The sequence below is a fragment of the Drancourtella massiliensis genome, from assembly GCF_016900655.1.
GTDB lineage: Bacteria > Bacillota > Clostridia > Lachnospirales > Lachnospiraceae > Sellimonas > Sellimonas catena.
Map to the genome: position 1 here is coordinate 35,154 of NZ_JACJKH010000010.1, position 15,870 is coordinate 51,023.

A 15,870-nucleotide genomic window follows, 5' to 3' on the forward strand; every position below is an offset into this window, starting at 1 on the left:
CCATATGTCAGTATTGCAGATGCAGCGAATCAGTATCTGCGCGTTGAAAAAAGACCGGAAGGCAATACTGGAAGAACTTCAGGAACTGGGAGTACTGGAGATCGAGACTTCCAAAGTGACGGCGGACGGACTGGACAGACCGGATACAGCTGAAGAGAAACAGAGATCTGAGAAGCAGGCTCTGATGCTGGATCAGGCGCTAGATGTACTGCAGGAATATGCTCCGGAAAAAACTTCGATTTTTGCCTCCCTGGAGGGGAAGAAACTGGTGGCAAGAGGCAGCTTTTTGGCTGCTGTCAAAGAGAGAGAAGCGATTCTTGAGTCTGCCGGGAAAATTCTTTCTTTAAAGAAAAAGGAGGCGGAAAACAAAGCCGAGATCGTGAAACTGCAGACACAGAAGGAAGCGCTCACACCGTGGCTGGCACTGGATATTCCGATGAACTGTGAGGGGACTAAAAAGACCAAAATTTTTATCGGCAGTATCGGAAGTGTTATGACGCAGGAGGAGATCCTGACCAGAATTGCACAGACGGCACCTGATCTGTCTGCGGTAGATGTCGAGATTATTTCTGCAGACAAAGATCAGACCTGCCTGACGGCGGTATGTCTGAGAACCGAAGCCGACAGACTGGAAGAAGCACTCAGAGCTTCCGGCTTTTCCAGACCGGCACAGTCCTGGGAGAAGATTCCGGCACAGGAGCTGGAAGAAATCGAAAAGAAAATGGAGAAGGTCCGGAGTAATATCGCGGGGATCCAGGAAGAGATCAGATCGATGGCGGATCTCAGAGAGAACCTGAAGATGCTTTCGGATTATTGCAGGACAAGAGCACAGAGATATGAAGCTCTTGCAAAGATTCCGCAGACACAGAAGACATTTCTTGTCAGCGGATATGTGGCAGCCAAGAATGCGAAAAAGCTGGCGCAGAGACTGGAGCGTCAATTTACGCTCTCTGTAGAGATTGAGGAGCTTGCAGAGGATGAAGAGGCGCCTGTACAGCTGGAAAACGGAAAGGCGGCAGCTTCGGTGGAAGGTGTTCTCGAGGCATTTGGACTTCCGGGAAAGGGAGAAGTGGATCCGACCAGAATTATGTTTGTGTTTTATGTGTTTCTGTTTGGAATGATGCTTTCCGACGCTGCGTATGGGCTGATTGTGTTCGTAGCCTGTGCGGTTCTTTTAAAGAAGTTTCCAAGAATGTCCGAAAGTATGGCGAAATCACTCAGAATGTTTATGTACTGTGGAATTTCTACAATCGTATGGGGCGTTCTGTTTGGAGGATATTTTGGAAATATTGTAGATATTATATCTGAAAAGTTTTTTGGAGTAACAGTGACGGTACCGGCGGTATGGTTCATGCCGCTGAATGATCCGATGAAACTGCTTGTATTCTCCATGTTGTTTGGGTTGATTCATCTGTTTACAGGTCTTGGAATCAAAGGATACATGTGTCTGAGGGACAAGCGCTACATGGACTTTTTCTGTGATGTGGTTTTGTGGTACTGCCTGCTTGTCGGACTGATTCTGATGTTGCTTCCAAGCAGTATTTTTGCATCCATTGCACAGGCGCATATTGTACTGCCGGAGCCGGTGAATCTGCTTGCAAAAGTACTTGCCATTGCCGGAGCGGCAGGAATCGTACTGATGTCCGGGCGCGGAAGAAAGAATCCTGCGCTTCGGCTGGCACTTGGAGCCTATGATCTGTACAACATTACAGGGTGGCTCAGTGATGTTTTATCCTATTCCCGTCTGCTGGCACTGGGACTTGCCACGGGAGTTATTGCTTCTGTTGTAAACCAGATGGCGGGCATGCTTGGAAACGGCATTATCGGAATTATCGGATTTATTTTAATTTTTATCGTAGGTCATACGTTAAATCTTGGGATTAATCTTCTGGGTGCGTATGTGCATACAAACAGGCTGCAGTTCGTAGAGTTCTTCGGGAAGTTTTATGACGGCGGCGGAAGAGCATTTGCACCGTTTCATTCAGACACAAAATATATGGATATTATGAAGGAGGAAGAATTGTAATGAGTATTTTTGAAAATTTAGGGCTTGTTTATGCGTTATTAGGTGCTGCGCTGGCAGTTATTTTAGCAGGTATGGGTTCTGCGTATGGAGTAGGTATTGCCGGACAGGCAGCGTCCGGAGTTGTGACGGAAGATCCGTCAAAGTTCGCAAAGGTTCTGATTATTCAGCTTCTGCCTGGTACACAGGGAATTTACGGTCTGCTTGTTGCGTTCATTACACTTTCCAAGATCGGTCTTCTCGGAGGAAGTCCGGCAGATCTTGATGTGAGAACAGGGCTGCTGATTCTGATTGCCTGCCTGCCGGTTGCGCTTGTCGGACTTGTTTCCGCAAAACATCAGGGAAGAACTGCAGTGGCTGCAATCGGAATTGTGGCAAAGAAACCGGAGCAGTTCGGTAAAGCCATGCTGTTCCCGGCAATGGTTGAGACTTACGCGATCCTTTCACTTTTGATTTCCATCCTTGCTGTTACAGCAATTCAGGTATAGTATCAGGACAAAATCTAAAAGTAAAGGAGAGCTTAAGAATGACTGGATTAGATAAAATGATCAGCCAGATTCTGGAAGAAGCGGATGCCGCAGCATCACAGAAAGAAGCGGACGCCGCATCACGTGCTGAAGCGATCCTTTCGGAAGCAGAAAAAGAGGCGGAGATCCTGAAGACGGAGATTGAAGAAAAATCTGAAAAAGAACTTGCAGGATATGAGAGCCGCCACCGCCTGGCCGATGAGCAGAAGAGGCGAACAGCCCTTCTTTTGGCGAAGCAGGAGATTATTTCCGATACAATCGAAAAGGCATATCAGAAATTCTGCTCGATGGAGACAGAAGCCTATTTTGAAGTGATTGCAAAAATGATTAGAAAATTTGCGCTTCCGAAGGAAGGAGAGATACTGTTTTCCGAAAAAGACCTTGGAAGGATGCCGGAAGGATTTCGGGCGGAAATCGCCCGGGCAGCAAAAGAAAAGGGCGGCAGTCTTACTGTTTCCGGTGAGACAAGACGGATGGAAGGCGGTTTTGTCCTTGTATATGGAGGAGTTGAGGAAAACTGCTCTTTCAGGGCGCTTTTTGATTCCAGAAAGGATGAGCTGCAGGATAAGGTTAATAGATTATTATTTTTTTAGACAGCGCAATTCCGCGAGAAGGAGGATTTAACCAATGGCAAAAAATCAATACACCTATGCGGTTGCGCGGATCAGGTCAATGGAAGTATCGCTGTTTTCCCAGGCGGATATTGAACAGCTCCTTGCGTGCAGGGATGAAAAACAATGTCTGCAGCTTCTTCAGGAGAAGGGGTGGGGAAATGCGGACACACCATCTGATGCTGAAGCGATATTGACATGTGAACGGGAAAAGACCTGGGCGGAAGTCGGCGGTATGATCGATGATATGTCCGTGTTTGACGTACTGTCTTACCCGGATCTTTTTCACAATCTGAAGGCTGCGATTAAAATGGTGGCTTCCGGAACAGGGATTCCGGGTATTTTCATCAGCGGGACGAGAATTCCTGCCAGAGAGATACTGGACAGTGTAAAAAACAAAGAATTCGAAAAGCTGCCCGATTACATGGCGGGGGCTGCCAGAGAAGCATATGAGACACTTCTGCATACGCAGGATGGACAGCTTTGTGACATCATGATTGACAGGGCGGCTCTTGAGGCCGTCTATCAGGCAGGGAAAAACGCAGAGGATGACATTATCCGGGAATATGCCGAGTCCACTGTCGCGGTGGCGGATATTAAAATCGCGGTACGTTCACAGAAAACCGCAAAAAGTCTGGAATTTATGAAAAATGCGATGGCAGAGTGCGGAAGTCTGGATGTCGATGCGCTCTGCAGGGCAGCGCTTGGCGGAGTAGATACAATTGCAGAATATCTGGAAGGCACAGCATATAAAGGAGGAGCGCAGGCACTGAGAGAGTCGGCTTCCGCTTTTGAATGCTGGTGCGACAACCGGATTATCGAAACGATCCGCCCGCAGTTATACAACCCGTTTACAATCGGACCGGTTGTTGCGTATGTGCTTGCGCGGGAAAATGAAATAAAAACGGTGAGGATCATACTGACCGGAAAGCAAAATGAACTTCCGGAAGAATCCATCCGGGAAAGGGTAAGGGAGATGTATGTATAAGATAGCAGTATTAGGCGATTATGACAGCATTTACGGTTTTGCGGCCCTGGGTCTTGACATCTGTCCCGTAAACAGCCCGGAGGAGGCAAAGAAGACATTTGTACAGCTGGCGGAGGCAAAGACAGGTATCATCTATGTGACCGAAGCTCTGGCGGCTGTCTTGAAACACGAAATAGACAGATATAAGGACGCAATTGTGCCGACTGTGATCCAGATTCCTGGAATCAGCGGAAACACGGGCGCCGGAATCGATGGGGTAAAGAAGTCTGTAGAGCAGGCCGTAGGCTCCGATATTCTGTTTGGTGGTAATTAGGAAAGCAGGTGATTGTCGAAATGAGTAAGGGAACGATAAAGAAAGTGGCAGGGCCGCTGGTTATCGCTGAAGGAATGCGTGACGCCAACATGTTTGACGTGGTTCGTGTAAGTGATCAGCGATTAATCGGAGAGATCATCGAAATCCACGGTGATCAGGCCTCTGTACAGGTTTATGAAGAAACGGCGGGACTGAAACCGGGCGAACCGGTAGAGTCCATGGATGTGCCGATGTCCGTAGAGCTTGGACCTGGACTGATCACAAGCATCTACGACGGTATCCAGCGTCCGCTTGATGATATTATGAAAGTGACAGGCGGAAACAGCCTGAAACGCGGAGTCGAAGTCCCATCCCTGAAACGGGACAAGAAATGGGAGTTCGTTCCGGTAGCTAAAGTAGGAGACGAAGTTGAGGGCGGAGACGTGCTCGGAACTGTTCAGGAGACCATTGTCGTACAGCAGAAGATCATGGTACCTCCGAATGTAAAAGGAACAGTAAAAGAGATCCGTTCCGGTTCTTTCACTGTCGAAGAAGTAGTTGCGGTACTTTCCACTCCGGAAGGAGACAAAGAGCTTACCATGATGCAGAAATGGCCGGTAAGACGTGGACGTCCGTATCAGAAGAAACTTGCTCCTGAGATGCCGCTGATCACAGGACAGCGTGTTATCGATACATTCTTCCCGATTGCAAAAGGCGGTGTGGCTGCGGTTCCGGGACCATTCGGAAGTGGAAAAACAGTTATTCAGCATCAGCTTGCAAAATGGGCGGAAGCAGATATTGTCGTATATATCGGATGTGGAGAGCGTGGAAACGAGATGACCGACGTTCTGAACGAATTCCCGGAACTGAAGGACCCGAAGACAGGCGAGTCCCTGATGGAGAGAACCGTTCTGATCGCCAACACATCGGATATGCCGGTTGCAGCGCGTGAGGCATCCATTTATACAGGAATTACGATCGCGGAATATTTCCGCGATATGGGATATTCCGTAGCTTTGATGGCAGACTCCACATCCCGGTGGGCAGAGGCGCTCCGTGAGATGTCCGGACGTCTGGAAGAAATGCCTGGTGAAGAAGGATATCCGGCTTACCTCGGAAGCCGTCTGGCGCAGTTCTATGAGCGTGCAGGACATGTGGTTTCTCTTGGAAAAGACGGACGAGAGGGGGCTCTTTCCGTAATCGGAGCCGTATCGCCTCCGGGTGGTGATATTTCCGAACCGGTATCCCAGGCAACCCTTCGTATCGTAAAGGTATTCTGGGGACTGGATTCCAACCTGGCTTACAAGAGACATTTCCCGGCGATCAACTGGCTGACCAGTTATTCGCTGTATCTGCAGGATATGGAAAAATGGTTCAACGAAGAAGTAGCTGCGGACTGGATGGATAACCGTCAGAAGATGATGGGACTCCTTCAGGATGAAGCAGAACTTGACGAAATCGTTAAGATGGTAGGTATGGATGCACTGTCACCGTCCGACCGTCTGAAGATGGAGGCCGCACGGTCCATCCGTGAAGACTTCCTGCACCAGAACTCCTTCCATGAGATTGACACTTATTCTTCTTTGAAGAAGCAGTATCTCATGATGAAACTTGTGCTTGCGTTCTACGAAGAGTCTTCCAGGGCTCTTTCCGAAGGAGCATCCATGAACAAGCTGATCGGCATGCCGGTACGCGAGCAGATCGGACGTTTTAAATATACTCACGAAGATGAGCTGGATGATGCTTATCAGAAAGTGACAGAAGAGCTTACAGCAGAAGTAGCGGACACGTTCGGAAAGGAGGACTTCTAAATGCCAAAAGAATATAGAACAATTCAGGAAGTTGCCGGACCGCTTATGATGGTCCGCGGGGTAGAAGGCGTTGCATACGACGAGCTGGGCGAGATTGAACTTGTAAACGGTGAAACCCGCCGGTGCAAAGTTCTGGAAGTAGATGGAGATACCGTACTGGTACAGCTGTTTGAAAGTGCGACAGGAATCAACCTTTCCAACAGCAAGGTACGTTTCCTTGGAAGAAGCATGGAGCTTGGTGTATCAGAAGACATGCTCGGCCGTGTCTTTGACGGACTGGGACGTCCGATCGACGGCGGGCCGGAAATCCTTCCGGAAGAGAGACTGGATGTTAATGGTCTCCCGATGAACCCGGCGGCGAGAAGTTATCCGGAAGAGTTTATCCAGACAGGAGTTTCCGCAATTGACGGATTGAACACTCTTGTCCGTGGACAGAAACTTCCGATTTTCTCGGCATCCGGACTTCCGCACGCGCAGCTTGCCGCACAGATCGCAAGACAGGCAAAAGTGCGGGGCACCGATGAACCGTTCGCCGTTGTATTCGCGGCAATGGGTATCACATTCGAAGAATCCAACTTCTTTGTGGAAAGCTTCCGGGAGACAGGAGCTCTGGACCGTACGGTTCTGTTCGTCAACCTTGCAAATGACCCGGCTATCGAACGTATTTCCACGCCGAAGATGGCGCTGACAGCAGCAGAGTACCTTGCGTTTGAGAAAAACATGCACGTACTTGTTATTCTGACGGATATCACAAACTACGCGGACGCGCTCCGTGAAGTATCCGCAGCCCGTAAAGAAGTTCCGGGCCGCCGTGGCTATCCGGGATATATGTATACAGACCTTGCATCCATGTATGAAAGAGCAGGACGTCAGAAAGGAAAGAGCGGAAGTATCACGATGATTCCGATCCTGACCATGCCGGAAGATGACAAGACCCATCCAATCCCGGACCTTACCGGATATATTACAGAGGGCCAGATCATCCTGAGCCGTGATCTTTATCGTAAGGGCGTTCAGCCGCCGATCGATGTACTGCCGTCTCTGTCCCGTCTGAAAGACAAGGGAATCGGTGAAGGAAAAACCCGTGCGGATCATTCCAACACGATGAACCAGCTCTTTGCGGCGTATGCACGTGGAAAAGAAGCGAAAGAACTCATGGTCATCCTCGGTGAAGCAGCGCTGACGGAAATTGACCTGATCTACGCAAAGTTTGCAGATGCATTTGAGAAGGAATACGTTTCCCAGGGATACGGAACAGACCGTTCTATCGAGGAGACACTGGAAATCGGATGGAAGCTGCTCTCTATTTTACCGAGAAGCGAGCTGAAACGTATCGATGATAAATATCTGGATCAGTATTATGGCAAATAGAAATGGGGGTGAACTGGCTTGGCATCTACACAGGTAACACCAACCCGTATGGAGCTGACGAGGCTGAAGAAAAAGCTGGTAACTGCGACAAGAGGCCATAAGCTCTTGAAAGATAAACGTGATGAGCTGATGCGCCAGTTCCTTGATCTGGTCAGGGAAAATATGGCGCTTAGAGAAAAAGTGGAAGCCGGTATCAAGGCGGCAAACAAAAACTTTGTCATCGCAAGAGCCGGTATGTCCGGCGAGGTTCTGAAAACTGCTTTGATGATGCCGAAACAGTCGGTGGAACTTCAGGTGGGAGAGCGGAATGTCATGAGCGTTGATATCCCTGTTTTTGAGACAAAGACAAGGACCGCCGATGCAAACGATATCTACTCATACGGCTTTGCTTTTACGTCCAGCGATCTGGATGGAGCTGTAAAGTCGCTTGCCGATATTCTTCCGGATATGTTAAAACTGGCTGAAACGGAAAAAGCGTGCCAGCTGATGGCATCGGAGATTGAAAAGACGAGACGGCGTGTAAATGCGCTGGAACATGTCATCATTCCGGAGACGCAGGACAATATCAGATATATTACGATGAAGCTGGATGAAAACGAGAGAAGCTCTCAGATCCGGCTGATGAAAGTAAAAGACATGATGCTGGAAGATGCGCATCATTATAAAGAACGCCAGGCATAGACGGCGTGATCATGTATCAGGCAGATGGAGGAAACTGTTTCTTGAGAACATTTCCGCATCTGCCTGTACTGTTTGCAGCCGGATCTTTGATCTGTCTAAAAGACAAGATAGAGAACGAGAAGGAAGAAAAGATTACAGATGGTAAAGATCCGGATATATTTTCCTTTTTGCTCCGGATATCCGGATGAAATCTGCCGGTAGGAGATCAGGCTGGCCATAGAGGCAATCAATGTGCCAAGGCCGCCAAGGTTCGTTCCGATGATCAGCTCGGAAATACGGGATGTGTAATTCGAGAGCAGCATGGCAGCAGGAACATTGCTGATGACCTGGCTTGCGAGAATGCTGACCGGCCGTTCGTGATTCTCGAGCACAGAGCGGATAAAGATGCGCAGACTTTCAAAATGATCGATATTTCCCACAAAAATAAAAAAGAATACAAAAGTCAAAAGCAGCGCATAATCAATTCTTGCAAACAAGATCCTCTTTCGAAAGAAAAGAGGGACGGCAACAAGAATCAGAAGTGCCCGGTCTGGCAGAAAGCCGGCGACAGAACACAGGCAGAAAAGGAAAAGGATCCCGAAAAACAGAAGATCTTTTCTGCCGGGAAACGAGGACTTTCCGACCTGAATACTGATTGATCCGCGTTCTGTTCCAAAGAAGGAAAAGAGAGCCAGAAGCACGGCCGCAAGTGCGGTAAAAGGCAGCATCAGCCATAAAAATTCCGGAAGACTCATTCCGGAAAGGGAATACAGGTAGAGGTTCTGCGGATTTCCGATCGGGGTGAACATGCTTCCCAGATTTGCAGCGATTGTCATCAGGACAGTCAGATAACAGATCCTGGATTCCATCTGGCCCATTTTCAGGATCAGAATACCGAACGGGACGAACGTAATCAAGGATACATCGTTGGTAATGAACATGCTGCTCAGAAAGCATAAAAATACGAGGGTAAGCGCGAGCCCTCTCCTGGAAGAAGTCCTGTTTAAAAGCAGCCCTCCTATATAGAGGAAAAAGCCTGCTTCCCTTAAACCTTCCACAATCAGCATCAGGCAGAAAAGTAAAATCAAAGTATGAAAATCGATATAGCCAAGATATGCAGGCCCGGGAGGCGTGATCAGGCAGGACAGAAGAGCCAGACACAGAGATACCAGCAGAACAATATCATTTTTAAATAAACAGATGATTTTTCTTATCATTTCTCAACATTCCTTTCGTGCGTTTTTTGCACCATTGAGATTATAGCAGAAGTGAGTCGAAACGTCACCATTTTTGAAAGGAAACCGGACGGATTTGAAAAAATAAAAGAAAACAAGGAGGCAAGCTGCAAAATTCCAGTTTTTGCATATGGTAAAGTAGATTATATCAGACAGGAAGTGCGAAGAATATGGAACATAAACTACCTTATTATATGGCCTATCCGATGGATTTAAAGGAATACGGTGAGGAAAAAAGAGACCGTCGTGATGTGGAATACATGAAGAGCATGTATCCGATGTCCGCAAAGAAAATCCTGCCGTATGTGGAAGAAGAGTGTGACCGGATGGAATATGAGGGAAGTATGATCTATGACGAATACCCGGACCGTCTGCTTCTCTATCTGATGGCAGGCCGGATTTATGACAGAATGAAAGAAGGGGAGAAGAAGGAAATTGCCATGGAGATTGAAAAAGAGCAGGTGGAAACACAGGAGCTTAAACGGAAGAAAAAGGACAGGGAAGAGACTCTCATGGATCTGGTCCAGATTCTTCTGTATCAGGAAATTGTGCAAAGAAGATGTAGGCATCGCAGAAATTGCAGGCATTATTATTAAATTTTTCGTCAGGATACAGGGTTTACGCAAAGTTTAAACCATGATAAAATATGAATGGAAATACAAATCGATACCGTTTTTTCTAAAAATGAAGAATGCGGCACGAGAAGAGAGGAAGGCAGATGAAGAAAAATCTCATTTTCATAGGTATGCCGGCATCTGGAAAAAGTACGATCGGTGTTGTGACAGCAAAGCGTCTGGGATATCGGTTTATCGATACAGATCTTATGATACAGGAGCAGGAAGGAAAGCTGCTCAGGGAGATTATTGAAGAAAGAGGAACGGATGGATTTCTGGAGATCGAAAATCAGGTTAATGCGTCTGTGCAGGCAGAAAAAGCGGTGATCGCACCGGGCGGGAGTGTCGTGTACTGCGAAAACGCGATGGAGCATTACAAAGAGATCGGGACGATTGTGTATCTGCACGTTCCGTATACAGAGATCGAGGCACGGATCCAAAATGCAAGAAACCGCGGTGTTGTGCTGAAGGAAGGACAGACGCTGCGGGAACTGTACGATGAACGCTGCAGACTTTTTGAACAGTATGCAGATGTCCGTATCAATGAAGACGGTTTATCGATGGGAGAGACGGTTGAAAAAGTACTTGCTGTTCTCAGTGATATCAGGGGAGAAAACTGAGGATAAATAGTCCGGTCTGTCTGCATCTCCGGCAGTCGGCACAAAAAGGAACGAGAAATAAAAGTTTTACAAACAGAAAATTTGTGCTATACTAATCCGGTAAGAGTGTTCTTTGTTAAATTTATATGAACATTAGTTAAAATTTAGATAGATCAGGACGAAATTACGGATACGATTAAATAGTAGTCGAGGTGTGATATGGAGCAGTATATTATTAAGGGAGGGACTCCTCTTGTTGGCGAAGTTGTTATAGGGGGAGCCAAAAACGCGGCGCTTGCAATTCTTGCAGCTGCAATTATGACGGATGAGACAGTACACATTGATAATCTTCCGGATGTGAATGATATCAATGTTTTATTAGAAGCAATGGAAGGTATCGGTGCGCAGATCAAGAGAATTGACCGTCATACGGTACAGATCAGCGGTGGAGCGGTGCATGATTTTAATATTGATTATGACTATATCAAGAAGATTCGAGCTTCCTATTATCTTTTAGGAGCCCTTCTCGGTAAGTATAAGCACGCGGAAGTGGCACTTCCGGGCGGGTGCAATATCGGAAGCAGACCGATCGATCAGCATTTGAAGGGATTCCGTGCCCTTGGAGCGGAAGTGGAGATTGAGCACGGAAAGATTCTTGCCGATGCGGACAGACTTGTGGGAAGCCATATTTATTTTGACGTTGTCAGCGTAGGAGCTACGATCAATGTGATGATGGCAGCTTCGATGGCAGAGGGTATGACGATTCTTGAAAATGTGGCAAAAGAGCCGCATGTAGTAGATGTTGCCAACTTCCTGAACAGCATGGGAGCTAATATCAGAGGCGCAGGTACGGATGTGATCAAGATCAAAGGTGTAAGCAGACTTCACGGGGCGGAGTATTCTATTATTCCGGATCAGATTGAGGCAGGTACCTTTATGTTTGGAGCAGCCGTGACAAAGGGCGACGTGACAGTACTCAATGTGATTCCGAAGCATCTGGAAGCGACCATTGCAAAGCTTGTAGAGATCGGATGCGAAGTGGAAGAGTTTGATGACGCTGTGCGTGTAGTTTCAAAAGGGAAACTGCGTCATACACAGGTGAAGACCCTTCCTTATCCGGGATTCCCGACAGACATGCAGCCGCAGATGGGAGTTGCGCTGGCATTGTGCGAAGGAACAAGTACGATTACAGAAAGCATTTTTGAAAACCGTTTTAAATATCTGGATGAGCTTGCACGTATGGGCGCGGTCTCCAAGATTGAAGGAAATTCCGCGACGATCGAGGGCGTGGAGCGGTTCTCCGGAGCAAGAGTGAGCGCGCCGGATCTGAGGGCCGGAGCTGCACTGGTACTTGCAGGACTTGCTGCGGACGGTATTACGATTGTGGATGACATTGTTTATATTCAGCGTGGATATGAGCGGTTTGAGGAGAAATTAAGAGAGCTTGGCGCAGAGATTGAGAAAGTCTCAAGCGAAAAAGAGATTCAGAAATTCAAATTGAAAGTCAGCTAAAACAATGCGTGAGGAGTGGGGTGCGGAGATACCGTATCCCTGCTTTTGTTAAAAAACTCTTGACAGGATTATATGATGGTGATATGATTCCGTACAGTGACAAGTAAATCAAGTTATATTTTCTCTTATTCAGAGTGGTGGAGATACATAGGATCTGAGAAGCCACGGCAACCCCGGTCACGGAAGGTGCCAGCCTGAGCGAGTAATCGAACAATAAGAGGATTGATATATGATGTATATATAACAGTCCGCTTATGGTGGGCTGCTTTTTATTGCGCATTAATATGTTTTAGTGCAGCAGAAAAGCCCGCCAGAGAAAACAGACAGTATATGAGAGAAAAGGAAAGGCAGGAAAAGATGGAAAAATTATTATTTACTTCTGAATCAGTAACAGAAGGTCATCCGGACAAAGTCTGTGACGCGATTTCTGACGCGATTCTGGATGCTTTGATGGAGCAGGATCCGATGAGCCGTGTGGCATGTGAGACATGTACAACGACAGGTCTTGTAATGGTTATGGGTGAGATTACAACCAACGGATATGTAGATATCCAGAAGATCGTGCGCGACACGGTAAGAGAGATCGGATATACAAGAGGAAAATTCGGATTTGACGCGGACACATGCGGTGTTCTGGTAGCTATTGATGAGCAGTCCTCCGATATTGCAATGGGCGTTGATAAAGCGCTGGAAGCAAAAGAAAACAAGATGTCCGATGAGGAGATCGAAGCGATCGGTGCCGGTGATCAGGGTATGATGTTCGGATATGCGTCCAATGAGACAGAAGAGTATATGCCGTATCCGATTTCCCTTGCACACAAACTCACAAAGCAGCTTGCAAAGGTGAGAAAGGACGGAACACTCCCGTATCTTCGCCCGGATGGAAAAGCCCAGGTGACAGTAGAGTATAATGAAGAAGGAAAGCCGGGACGTCTGGAGGCAGTGGTACTTTCCACACAGCATGATCCTGCAGTCACACAGGAGCAGATCCATGAAGATATCAAAAAACATGTATTTGATCCGATTCTCGATGAAAAGATGATCGATGAGAATACGAAGTTCTTCATCAATCCGACAGGACGTTTCGTTATCGGCGGACCGCACGGTGACAGTGGATTGACAGGACGTAAGATCATCGTAGACAGCTATGGCGGAATGGCACGTCACGGCGGCGGCGCATTCTCAGGAAAGGACTGCACAAAGGTAGACCGTTCCGGAGCATATGCAGCACGTTATGTAGCAAAGAACATAGTGGCAGCAGGCCTTGCGGATAAATGTGAAGTACAGCTTTCCTACGCAATCGGAGTTGCTCAGCCAACTTCCGTGTGGGTAGATACCTTTGGGACAGGAAAACTTTCCGATGAAGCGCTGGTAAAAATGATCCGTGAAAACTTCGATTTAAGACCGGCAGGAATCATCAAAATGCTTGACCTCAGAAGACCGATCTACAAACAGACAGCAGCATACGGACACTTCGGACGTAACGATCTGGATCTTCCTTGGGAGAAGCTTGATAAGGTGGAAACACTGAAAAAGTATTTATAAAAACTTTAGAAAATTTTAGGGGCGCCTATAGTGGAGGCGCCCTTTTTCGTGATATACTGTACCTGTGATCAGAGCAGAGAAAGCAGAGAGGAAGAACTGTTTTGAAATTGAAGACAAAATTGATTATTTCATTCGTAATCATTACGATTCTGCCGGCGGTTTTGACCGGCTTTGCTGTATGGGGTGTGGCGAACTATCATATTAAAGCCATCGAACGTACCTATGGGATTTCAGGTGAGGAGTACCGGGACTTTAAGCAGTCGATCGGTACATTGAATCAAATTCCGGAAGTTCACGAATTTCTCAGCACCATGATCATTGGTGTGATCCTGATTCTTGCCCTTACGGCAATGCTGATGATTCTCTGGATTTACGGCAGCCTTCTGCGGCCGATTGAGAAGATGGAGATCGCGGTAAAGAGCATCACGGAAGGAGAGCTGGATTTTGAGCTTCATCCAGAAAAAGACGACGAGATCGGGCAGCTGTGCAAGGACATTGAAGAAATGCGAAAAAGGCTGAAGGAGAATGCGGAAGAAAAGCTGAAAAATGATAAAGACAACAAAGAATTGATCAGTAATATTTCCCATGACCTGAAGACACCGATTACAGCAATCAAAGGATATGTGGAAGGGATTATGGATGGAGTGGCAGATACGCCGGAGAAAATGGACCGTTATATCAAAACGATCTACAACAAGGCAAATGAGATGAACACACTGATTAACGAGCTGACGTTCTACACAAAGATTGATACAAACCGGATTCCATACAATTTCGCCCCCGTCCGGGTCAATGACTATTTTAATGACTGTGCGGAGAATCTGTCTTCCGAACTCACAAATCAGGGCGTGGAATTTGGATATTTTAATTATGTTGAAGACGATGTCAAGATTATTGCGGATGCCGAGCAGCTGATGCGTGTTGTCAATAATATTATCAGTAATTCCCTGAAATATATGGACAAACAGCAGCCGCGGATCAACCTGAGGGTCAAAGATGTGGGCGACTTTATCCAGGTGGAGCTGGAGGATAACGGAAAAGGAATCGACGCGAAGGATCTGCCATATATTTTTGACCGCTTTTACCGGACGGATGCTTCCAGAAATTCATCCAAAGGCGGGAGCGGAATCGGGCTTTCCATTGTAAAAAAAATTATTGAAGAACATGGCGGAAAAATCTGGGCCACAAGCAGACCGGGCACAGGGACGGTAATGTACTTTGTCATCCGAAAATATCAGGAGGTACCAATTTATGAGTAAGATTTTTATTATAGAAGATGAAGAAGCGATCGCGGATCTGGAGAAAGACTATCTGGAACTCAGTGGATTTGAGGTAGAGGTGGAAAATGACGGAAACGCAGGACTGAAAAAGGCACTGGAAGAAGACTTTGATCTTCTGATTCTGGACCTCATGCTTCCAGGAGTAGACGGATTTGAGATCTGCAGGAAAGTACGGGACGAAAAAGATGTGCCGATTATCATGGTATCCGCAAAGAAAGATGATATTGATAAAATCCGGGGACTAGGTCTTGGCGCAGATGACTATATGACCAAACCATTCAGTCCGAGCGAACTGGTAGCCAGAGTCAAGGCACATCTTGCAAGATATGAACGCCTGATTGGAAGCCACGCGGAAGAAAATAAAATCATCGAAATCCGTGGACTGAAGATTGACACCACAGCAAGACGTGTGTGGGTAAACGGAGAAGAAAAAGCATTTACGACGAAAGAATTCGATCTCCTCGCATTCCTGGCGAGCCATCCAAACCATGTATATACCAAGGATGAGCTGTTCAGTGAAATCTGGGATATGGAATCGATCGGAGACATTGCGACCGTTACAGTACATATCAAAAAAATCCGCGAAAAGATCGAGTACGACACATCCAAGCCACAGTATATTGAAACCATCTGGGGAGTTGGATACCGCTTTAAAGTATAGTGAATTGTTTCTGAATTTTTGGGGACGTGTTCCGATGCAACGGAACACGTCCCCAAAATCGTGCAGACTTCCGGAAATTCGCGGAAAACGGGGGTTGACAGGGTGTTTCGATTATAATACTCTTAAAGCTGATAATAAAAT

15 protein-coding genes and 1 riboswitch are annotated in these 15,870 nt (G+C 47.0%); of the genes, 14 read left to right on the top strand and 1 reads right to left on the bottom strand.

What is annotated here, in order from left to right:
* Positions 1–4: 4 nt before the first annotated feature.
* Genes H6A32_RS07105 through H6A32_RS07140 form a run of 8 tightly spaced genes read left to right on the top strand, consistent with a single transcriptional unit; the run spans position 5 to position 8,304 of the window.
* A complete protein-coding gene (locus tag H6A32_RS07105; protein WP_204864004.1) occupies positions 5–2,026 on the top strand; it encodes a V-type ATP synthase subunit I in 2,022 nt (673 codons plus the stop codon).
* Complete coding sequence (locus H6A32_RS07110; RefSeq protein WP_087166624.1) at positions 2,026–2,511, top strand: V-type ATP synthase subunit K; 486 nt, start codon at positions 2,026–2,028, stop codon at positions 2,509–2,511. Before H6A32_RS07105 ends, H6A32_RS07110 begins: the two co-directional genes overlap by 1 nt.
* Before the next feature lie 38 nt (positions 2,512–2,549).
* Positions 2,550–3,143, top strand: coding sequence for a V-type ATP synthase subunit E (locus tag H6A32_RS07115; RefSeq protein ID WP_087166625.1), 594 nt, complete (start codon positions 2,550–2,552; stop codon positions 3,141–3,143).
* A 34-nt stretch (positions 3,144–3,177) separates the two neighbouring features.
* Positions 3,178–4,149, top strand: a complete 972-nt coding sequence (locus H6A32_RS07120) for a V0D/AC39 family V-type ATPase subunit (protein WP_204864005.1) — start codon at positions 3,178–3,180, stop codon at positions 4,147–4,149.
* Positions 4,142–4,462, top strand: a complete 321-nt coding sequence (locus H6A32_RS07125; RefSeq protein ID WP_204864006.1) for a V-type ATP synthase subunit F — start codon at positions 4,142–4,144, stop codon at positions 4,460–4,462. The genes H6A32_RS07120 and H6A32_RS07125 overlap by 8 nt, the downstream gene beginning before the upstream one ends.
* Before the next feature lie 20 nt (positions 4,463–4,482).
* The gene (locus tag H6A32_RS07130; protein WP_087166628.1) at positions 4,483–6,252 is read left to right on the top strand and encodes a V-type ATP synthase subunit A; all 1,770 of its coding nucleotides are present in this window, start codon (positions 4,483–4,485) and stop codon (positions 6,250–6,252) included.
* On the top strand, positions 6,253–7,623 hold the full coding sequence (locus H6A32_RS07135; RefSeq protein WP_087166629.1) for a V-type ATP synthase subunit B: 1,371 nt from the start codon (positions 6,253–6,255) through the stop codon (positions 7,621–7,623).
* Positions 7,624–7,641: 18 nt separating this feature from the next.
* Positions 7,642–8,304: a V-type ATP synthase subunit D gene (locus H6A32_RS07140; protein ID WP_087166630.1), complete on the top strand. Its 663-nt coding sequence runs from the start codon at positions 7,642–7,644 to the stop codon at positions 8,302–8,304.
* Positions 8,305–8,399: 95 nt separating this feature from the next.
* Here H6A32_RS07140 and H6A32_RS07145 read toward each other — a convergent pair whose 3' ends face one another.
* Positions 8,400–9,500 carry an SLC13 family permease gene (locus tag H6A32_RS07145; RefSeq protein WP_204864007.1) on the bottom strand — a complete coding sequence of 367 codons (1,101 nt, stop codon included), beginning with the start codon at positions 9,498–9,500 and terminating at the stop codon, positions 8,400–8,402.
* Between the two features lie 188 nt (positions 9,501–9,688).
* Here H6A32_RS07145 and H6A32_RS07150 point away from each other — a divergent pair, with 188 nt between their 5' ends.
* The 6 genes from H6A32_RS07150 to H6A32_RS07175 all read left to right on the top strand — a co-directional run bounded on the left by H6A32_RS07150 (position 9,689) and on the right by H6A32_RS07175 (position 15,729).
* On the top strand, positions 9,689–10,114 hold the full coding sequence (locus tag H6A32_RS07150; RefSeq protein ID WP_087166632.1) for a hypothetical protein: 426 nt from the start codon (positions 9,689–9,691) through the stop codon (positions 10,112–10,114).
* Positions 10,115–10,236: 122 nt separating this feature from the next.
* Positions 10,237–10,752 (top strand): shikimate kinase, encoded by a 516-nt coding sequence (locus tag H6A32_RS07155; protein WP_087166633.1) that lies wholly within the window; start codon positions 10,237–10,239, stop codon positions 10,750–10,752.
* Between the two features lie 198 nt (positions 10,753–10,950).
* Complete coding sequence (locus H6A32_RS07160) at positions 10,951–12,243, top strand: UDP-N-acetylglucosamine 1-carboxyvinyltransferase (protein ID WP_087166634.1); 1,293 nt, start codon at positions 10,951–10,953, stop codon at positions 12,241–12,243.
* Positions 12,244–12,365: 122 nt separating this feature from the next.
* A riboswitch (SAM riboswitch) is annotated at positions 12,366–12,463 on the top strand.
* A 137-nt stretch (positions 12,464–12,600) separates the two neighbouring features.
* Positions 12,601–13,788, top strand: a complete 1,188-nt coding sequence (gene metK / locus H6A32_RS07165; protein ID WP_204864032.1) for a methionine adenosyltransferase — start codon at positions 12,601–12,603, stop codon at positions 13,786–13,788.
* 101 nt (positions 13,789–13,889) lie between these two features.
* Complete coding sequence (locus H6A32_RS07170) at positions 13,890–15,047, top strand: sensor histidine kinase (RefSeq protein ID WP_087166635.1); 1,158 nt, start codon at positions 13,890–13,892, stop codon at positions 15,045–15,047.
* On the top strand, positions 15,040–15,729 hold the full coding sequence (locus tag H6A32_RS07175) for a response regulator transcription factor (RefSeq protein ID WP_087166636.1): 690 nt from the start codon (positions 15,040–15,042) through the stop codon (positions 15,727–15,729). Before H6A32_RS07170 ends, H6A32_RS07175 begins: the two co-directional genes overlap by 8 nt.
* Positions 15,730–15,870: the final 141 nt, after the last annotated feature.

Bases quoted from the DNA above. Each gene is read 5' to 3' on its own strand.
- metK (WP_204864032.1), top strand. From the start codon at position 12,601: ATGGAAAAATTATTATTTACTTCTGAATCAGTAACAGAAGGTCATCCG.
- H6A32_RS07175 (WP_087166636.1), top strand. From the start codon at position 15,040: ATGAGTAAGATTTTTATTATAGAAGATGAAGAAGCGATCGCGGATCTG.
- H6A32_RS07110 (WP_087166624.1), top strand. From the start codon at position 2,026: ATGAGTATTTTTGAAAATTTAGGGCTTGTTTATGCGTTATTAGGTGCT.
- H6A32_RS07160 (WP_087166634.1), top strand. From the start codon at position 10,951: ATGGAGCAGTATATTATTAAGGGAGGGACTCCTCTTGTTGGCGAAGTT.
- H6A32_RS07125 (WP_204864006.1), top strand. From the start codon at position 4,142: ATGTATAAGATAGCAGTATTAGGCGATTATGACAGCATTTACGGTTTT.
- H6A32_RS07105 (WP_204864004.1), top strand. From the start codon at position 5: ATGTCAGTATTGCAGATGCAGCGAATCAGTATCTGCGCGTTGAAAAAA.
- H6A32_RS07135 (WP_087166629.1), top strand. From the start codon at position 6,253: ATGCCAAAAGAATATAGAACAATTCAGGAAGTTGCCGGACCGCTTATG.
- H6A32_RS07130 (WP_087166628.1), top strand. From the start codon at position 4,483: ATGAGTAAGGGAACGATAAAGAAAGTGGCAGGGCCGCTGGTTATCGCT.
- H6A32_RS07115 (WP_087166625.1), top strand. From the start codon at position 2,550: ATGACTGGATTAGATAAAATGATCAGCCAGATTCTGGAAGAAGCGGAT.
- H6A32_RS07145 (WP_204864007.1), bottom strand. From the start codon at position 9,500: ATGATAAGAAAAATCATCTGTTTATTTAAAAATGATATTGTTCTGCTG.
- H6A32_RS07155 (WP_087166633.1), top strand. From the start codon at position 10,237: ATGAAGAAAAATCTCATTTTCATAGGTATGCCGGCATCTGGAAAAAGT.
- H6A32_RS07150 (WP_087166632.1), top strand. From the start codon at position 9,689: ATGGAACATAAACTACCTTATTATATGGCCTATCCGATGGATTTAAAG.
- H6A32_RS07120 (WP_204864005.1), top strand. From the start codon at position 3,178: ATGGCAAAAAATCAATACACCTATGCGGTTGCGCGGATCAGGTCAATG.